The 1,778-nt window shown below is 74.1% G+C and carries 1 protein-coding gene; it reads left to right on the top strand.

The features are described 5' to 3' along the window. Positions 1-704: 704 nt before the first annotated feature. On the top strand, positions 705-1,778 hold a 1,074-nt coding region (locus GXP76_RS35370), incomplete at its 3' end, for an SDR family oxidoreductase (RefSeq protein WP_242575715.1).

Below are 1,778 nucleotides of genomic sequence, written 5' to 3'. Positions count from 1 at the left end.
GCCCGCCCGCCGGCCGGGACGGACCACCGGCCGGAAGGCCGGAAGGCCGGAAGGCCGGAAGGCAGTCGGCCGGTCCGCGAACGCGGTGACTCCGCACAGGTCACCGGCCCGAGTGACTACGGTTTATATCCGGCCGGGGTGGGCGGCCGTACCCGCCGACGGTTGCCTCAGTCCGTGCCGCCCTCCTGCCCCACCGGGCCCGGCGCCCGGGACCACCGGCCGGCCCCCGCCCGCGAGATCACCCGAAAGGGGGATGTGCCTGCGGGCGGCCCGCTCGGTGCCGACGTCTTCCGTCGTGTCCGTACGGCCGGGCGCCCCCGGCTCGCGGTGGGAACAACGCGCGCCGTCCGGGACGGTCACCGGTCATCGCGTGGGTACTGCATTCGGGTGAGCCGGTGGAATCGGGGGCTTCATCACCCTCCGCCGTCTGACACTGTGTGCCGTGCGCCAGTGGTCATCACGCCCGGCGGAGGGCCTGAGCACCCCCCGGCGGGGCGCCTGACGAACCGGACGATCGGCGCACGCCCGTCGCACCGGGCCGGCCGGGCACGGCGGGCCGCGCACGGCGCGAGGGCCGGTGTCATGGCGCCGCGTGGGACGGCCGACCGCGTCCCGCCTCCCCGGCCACCGCGACGGCCCCGCCGTTCACCTCCCTCGCACACGGTCGTGTTCCTGTCCCCTTCGGAGCCCTTGGAGCCAAGGTCATGCACGTCGCCCTCACCGGCGCCACCGGATTCCTCGGGCTGCGCCTGCTGCGCCGGCTGCTCGACACGCACCGGTCGGTGACGGTCCTGGCCCACGCGGGGTCGGGTGACGCGCTGCACCGCATCACCCGGTTCTTCGCGCTGACCGGCGCGCCCGAGGCGTATCTCGCCGAACTCCCCGGCCGGCTGCGGGTGGTGGAGACCGAGCTGGAGCGCCCCGGTCTCGGGCTGTCCGGGCGCGAGTTCCAGGAGCTGGCCGACGGTCTCGGAGCGATCTGGCACAGCGCGGGCAGCATCAACCTGGCCGGAGACCTCCCCGAGTTGCGCCGGACCAATGTCGAAGGAACCCGGCACGTGCTGGAGTTGGCCGCCGCCGGGCGGGAGAGACCCGTGGTCCACCACGTGAGTACCGCGTTCGTCGCCGGGAGCCGGCGTGAGGGCGTGGCGTACGAGGACGAGCTGGACGACGCCCACGGCTTCGAGAACGCCTACGAACGCTCCAAGTACGAGGCGGAGACGCTGATCCACACGTGGTCGGGGGAGCACCGCCGCCCCGCCGTGGTGCTGCGGCCGAGCATCCTCGTCACGGACCTGCCGCCGCACCCGGAGCTGCCCTCGCATCCGCTCCAGGTCGTCGAGCGGATCCTGCGCGACGCGCGAGGCACCGCCGCCCCCGGCAGCCGCCCCCGCCTGCGGCTGGTGGGTCGTCCGGACGGCCGGCTGAACCTGATGCCGGTGGAGCACGCGGCCGAGGTCATGGTGCGGCTGGCCGGCCGGACGCCCTCGGGCGGGGTCGACACGTACCACGTCGTCCACGACCGCGACGTGCCCGTGCCGACGATCGCGACCCTGCTGGAACGGGTGGTCGGGTTGTCGGTCGACCTGGTCGCCACCGAGCCGGAGGATCTGTCGGCCCTGGAGTCGCTGGTCGACTTCTACCCGGGTCTGACGACCTATCTGACCCACCGGCGGCGCTTCGACGACACACGGGTCCGGGCCCTGTTCGGATCGTCGGCGGCCTCCGGCCCGGTGGACCTGGACTACCTGTGGTCCGGCCTGGTTCCGAGGAGTCCG

The sequence above is a fragment of the Streptomyces sp. NP-1717 genome, from assembly GCF_022695985.1.
Classification (GTDB): domain Bacteria; phylum Actinomycetota; class Actinomycetes; order Streptomycetales; family Streptomycetaceae; genus Streptomyces.
Note: the sequence above shows the minus strand (reverse complement) of the source record. Positions and strands in the feature narration are given on the sequence as shown.